General features: G+C 42.5%; 1 protein-coding gene. It reads left to right on the top strand.

All coding sequences use genetic code 11. From position 1 onward, the window contains the following. Positions 1-4,961 (top strand): beta strand repeat-containing protein (locus DB895_RS13915; RefSeq protein WP_133242687.1); only part of this gene is annotated, 4,961 nt, incomplete at its 5' end. Positions 4,962-4,963 lie beyond the last annotated feature (2 nt).

The following is a 4,963-nucleotide window of genomic DNA, read 5'->3' as shown; positions in this document are numbered from 1 at the left end:
CAACAACAGCTACGAATGGTTCGACCCAATCTACCTGTATAACAACGGGGGGGGCGGCTACATTATCAGGAAATACTCCATCGGTGGGAACAGGAGCTTGGACCGTAGTTAGCGGACCGAGTACATCATCAGCCCAATTCAGTAGTACTACAAATCCGACAGCTGTGTTTACTCCAGCTGGAGGGGTAGGTTCTTATGTTCTACGATGGACTATCACAAATGGTTCCTGTGCTTCTTTTGCAAATGCCACGATAACGGTATCAACGGGATCTCCTGACGGTGCGAATTTGCAATATTGGTCGGCGTCCCCTGGAGCCCAACAAGTTTGCCTTGGCGGTAATTTCACGGCTTTTGGTCAAGTTTATAAAGTAGGGGTAACCGATGGCGCTGGCCAGGGAGCGGGAGTAGAAGCACAATTTGGTTATAATACAACAAATAATAATCCTAATACAGCAGGTTGGACATGGGCAGCTGCCACTTTTAATCAAGATAAAAGTCCAGGCAAAGATGAATACCAATACACCTTTACACCTCCAGGGGCTGGGACATATTACTTTACCTTCCGCTATCGTTTGGGCGGATGTACCTGGATCTATGGAGGATATCAAAATAATTATGATGTTAACCCTAGTGGTGGTTTTTGGGACGGCGTTTCTTTTGTAAGTGGGCAAGCATCAGTTTCGGCTTCAGCGCCAACAGCTGCTGCGGGACCAGACATCAGCCAGTGTAACAACGGAACATTTACGATGGCAGGAAATACAGCAAGTCCAGGAACAGGTACATGGACAGTTGTGTCAACATCTGGCCCATCACCCACAATTGTAACTCCTGGTTCATCCACCACTACGGTTACAGGAATTGCTTTTGGAGCAACAGCCACATTAAGATGGACTATCGTTAATTCTCCATGTCCTTCAACACAAGACGATGTAATCCTTACCAATTCTTCGACCAATACGTGGTTGGGAGGTATCAGTACCGACTGGAACACGGCAGGCAATTGGTGTGGGGGCGTACCAATTTCAGGTTCCAATGTTGTCATCCCATCGGGCACGACCTTTAGTCCGAGCATTTACCAAACGGCCAATGCGGTGGCAAATAGCGTGAACATTAACACAGGGGCAACTTTGTCGATGTCTAATGCTTATGTTTTATCCATCACGGCGGCGGGGAACTTTACCAATGCAGGAACATTCTCTGCTGGTAATGGCACAGTGTCCTTTTTAGGGGCAGGTACTATTGCGGGTGCGACAGCCACAACCTTTAATAATGTAACCGTTGCCGGAGCGGTCAATTTCGGTACGGCTTCTACAGTTAATGGAAATCTTACCATTAATACGGGTGGTTCGGTACTTACGAATGCTCCTTTCTACGGAAGTTCTTCCACTTTAATATACAACACTGGGGGCACTTATGGTCGAAATACGGAGTGGAGTGCCACGAGCGGTAAGGGGTATCCTAATAATATGACAATACAAAACAATACGATACTTGACGTCGTAAATGGATCGACTGCTTACAAAAAAATTGGAGGTAACTTGACTATTGCAGGAACCACCGCTCTTTTATTTAGTGAACTATTGATTAACAATATGCCGGCAGTTGCCCCAGGTGCTTTAGGGGTTACTGGAATTGGAGTTCACGTTTTGGGTAATATCATTAACGACGGTAAGATTGTCTTAAGCGGTACTACTACTGCCCGTTTAACTGGGAATAATTTTGTCAACGGGAATTCAAATGCTACAGCCGAAGTGCTTTTGCCTGCGGGTAATCCTAATGTAGGAGCCGATTTAGAAGTAACAGGAGACTTTACTGACAATGCAATCATAACTTCAAATGACAGGGCAGTTTTTTTTACAGGAACAGGCATTCAAGATGTTGCGGGTACTGCACCAGGAACCTTTAATGTTGATTATATTGTAGTTGAAAAAACAGCAGGTTCCGGTCCAGTTCTCTTAAATAGAGATTTACTGGTAGGAGGATCTCAGGGAGGTATCGTTATTAAAACCTTCTCAGCCAACGATATTATAGATTTGAACGGACATACCCTTACGGTAGGTACAGCAGGTGTTATTAATACAATGGTAGGTAATGGTTCGTTTAAAGGGAATAGTAGTTCTAATTTAATTATTAATGGTGTTGGTAGTATTGGAACCATTTACTTTGACCAAACGACACCCGGGACCACTAATGTTTTAAATAATTTAACATTAAACAGAACCACCAGTGGAGGTTTTTCATTGGGTAGCGACGTGAACGTGTTAGGGGCATTAACCCTAACGGCGGGTACAGTCAACTTAGGCTCGAGTAACATGACAATAGGAGCTTCAGGTTCTATTGGGGTGACTTCTCCAGATGCCACTAAAATGATTATTGCCAGCGGTACTGGAGAATTGAGAAAAACGTATTCAGGGGTAGGTTCCTTCACATTCCCAATTGGGGATAATACGGCTACAGCCGAATATAGCCCAGTTACCTTAAACTTTACTGCAGCAGGTGCTTTTGGAGGTTATGCAGGGGTCAATGTTACCGACGCCAAACACCCTAGCAATGCTAGTACAACGGATTATATTACCAGATATTGGTCAGTAACCACAAGCGGAATTACGACTCCAACCTGTACGGCATCATTTGTTTATTTAGATGCGGATATTGCAGGTACCGAGGCAAGCCTCAATGGAGGGCGTTATTTGTCTTCCACTTGGAATTGTTTAGACGCAGTAACTACCGGTACCAATACCATCTCTAAAAGCGTTACTGCTTTCGGAGATTTTACAGCAGGTGAATTTGATCTTATGGGATGTTGTGTCAACCCAACTTCTGGGGGTACTATTGCTACGGCTCAATCCATTTGTAGCGGAGGAGATCCGGCGGCTTTTACAAGTACGGCATCTCCAACAGGACAGTACGGTACGCTAGAATACAAATGGCAATCCTCGACAACAAGTGCCGGGGCAGGTTTTGCCGATATTGCATTAGCAACCGCATTAACCTACGACGCACCGTCGGGTTTAAGTCAAACTACATGGTACAAACGATTGTCCAGAGTGACGTGTAAATCGACTTGGACTGGCGCAGCGGAAAGCAATGTGTTACAGGTAACGGTATATAATCCTTCCACTGCTGCGGTTATTTCAGGAACGGCCACAATCTGTCCGGGTACTAGTACTAATTTGCAGGTAGCCATTACGGGTGGTTCTTCTCCTTTTACTGTCGTGTACAATGATGGTACAGGAAATCACACGGTAAATAGCTATACCAGTGGTTCGAATATTTCGGTATCACCTTCTTCAACTACAACCTATACCTTAGTTTCGGTAACTAGTGTTGGAGGGTGTGTGGGAACGTCAAACAGTGGTTCGGCAGTAGTAACTACAGGAGGTACTACCACTTGGAATGGAAGTACTTGGACTAACGGTGCGCCAACATCCACATCCACAGTTATCATGGCGGGGAATTATACCTCTTCAATCAATGGAGGTAATATTAATGCCTGTTCTTTAACAGTTGCAAGTGGAAACGTTATAATCTCCTCAGGAAATTATGTTAATTTGAGTGGTGCATTGACAGTCACATCGGGAAGTTTTACCGTAGAGAACAATGCCAATTTGGTTCAAAGCGGCACGACCAATACCAATTCAGGAAATATTATCGTAAAACGAAATAGTTCCTCATTGTATTTGTTGGATTATACGTTATGGTCTTCTCCGGTAGATGTTCAAAACTTATATGATTTCTCACCAAACACGGTGGCTAATCGTTTTTATTATTATGATAGTGCCACTAATTTTTATACCCCTATTTCGGCGGCGAACAATTTTAATGTTGGACAAGGCTATTTAATTAGAGTACCTAGAACATTCTCGGCTACAACGCCAAGTGTTTATAATGGAGTATTTACAGGAAAACCAAACAGTGGAACCATTACTTATGCAATGAATGCTGGATATAATGCAGTTGGTAATCCGTATCCGTCACAAATCAACGTTTGGGATTTCGTAAATGGAAATCCAACAATAAGTGGAACACTTTATTTTTGGAGAAAAAGGAATGATCCCAACGCCACGAGTTATGCTACCTTAACAAAATTAGCTTATGTTGGTAATGCCGCTGCAGGTGGGGATACAGGAAGTTCTTATTTTGACACCAATACAACTTCGGCATCAAACTGGGTTGTTAACGTAGCACAAGGCTTTCTAGTGGAAGCAGCTAGCGCTTCAAGCTTAGTGTTCAATAATACAATGAGAAGAAGTGAAAATAACGGGAACCAATTTTTCAGGAATTCCAATGCAGCCCTTTCGGATATCAGTCTCTATTGGTTGAATTTGACCAACAATAACGGAGTTTTTAATCAAACGGCAATAGGCTATACAGCAGATGCAACATTGGGTGTTGATAGAGGAATTGACGGTGTAAACATTAATAGCACGAATTATTTATGTAGTAGTATTGATGGAAATCCGTATTCCATTCAGGGGCGTCCAGAATTTACTTTGAGTGACATAGTGCCTTTAGAATTTAAGGTGGCTACAGCTGGTGGCTATTCAATAGCAATTGACCACTTCAACGGCTTGTTTACAAACCAAGGCATTACCTTGAAAGATAACTTGACCAATACCATTCATGACTTGAAAGCTGGAGGGTATTCCTTTACTTCTGAAGCGGGAAGTTTCAAAAACAGGTTTGAAATTGTGTATCAAAATGCATTGGCGGTAAATCAATCTATATTTAATGAAAATAATGTAATAGCCTATAAACAAAACCAAGATATTGTTATAAACACAGGTAAAACAATGATGTCTAACGTAAAAGTTTATGACATTAGAGGACGACTGTTACTTTCTAAAGATAACATTAATGCGACGCAAACTAAATTGTTTGTAGGAACAACCCAGGAAGTTTTAATCGTAAAGATTGGTTCGGATGAAGCTGGAACAGTGACCAAAAAAGTGATTAATTAAAA

It is taken from the genome of Flavobacterium psychrotolerans, from assembly GCF_003097635.1.
GTDB classification, from domain to species: Bacteria; Bacteroidota; Bacteroidia; order Flavobacteriales; family Flavobacteriaceae; genus Flavobacterium; species Flavobacterium psychrotolerans.
Note: the sequence above shows the minus strand (reverse complement) of the source record. Positions and strands in the feature narration are given on the sequence as shown.